The sequence below is a fragment of the Bacteroides caecigallinarum genome, from assembly GCF_016902295.1.
In the GTDB taxonomy this organism is placed as follows: domain Bacteria; phylum Bacteroidota; class Bacteroidia; order Bacteroidales; family Bacteroidaceae; genus Phocaeicola; species Phocaeicola caecigallinarum_A.
On record NZ_JACJLQ010000251.1, the window covers coordinates 1 to 213 of the forward strand.

Below are 213 nucleotides of genomic sequence, written 5' to 3' on the forward strand. Positions count from 1 at the left end.
ACTCCTGTCCCTTAACCTTGCCGGACACGGTAACTCGTAGGTTCATTATGCAAAAGGCACGCCGTCACTCTTTGCAGAGCTCCGACCGCTTGTAGGCGCACGGTTTCAGGTACTATTTCACTCTTCTGTTCGAAGTGCTTTTCACCTTTCCTTCACAGTACTGGTTCACTATCGGTCTCTCGGGAGTATTTAGCCTTGCCGGATGGTCCCGGC

General features: G+C 52.1%; 1 rRNA gene. It reads right to left on the minus strand.

The annotated features are described in order from the left end of the window. Positions 1 to 213, minus strand: a 23S ribosomal RNA gene (locus H6A27_RS15020); the annotation flags it as partial.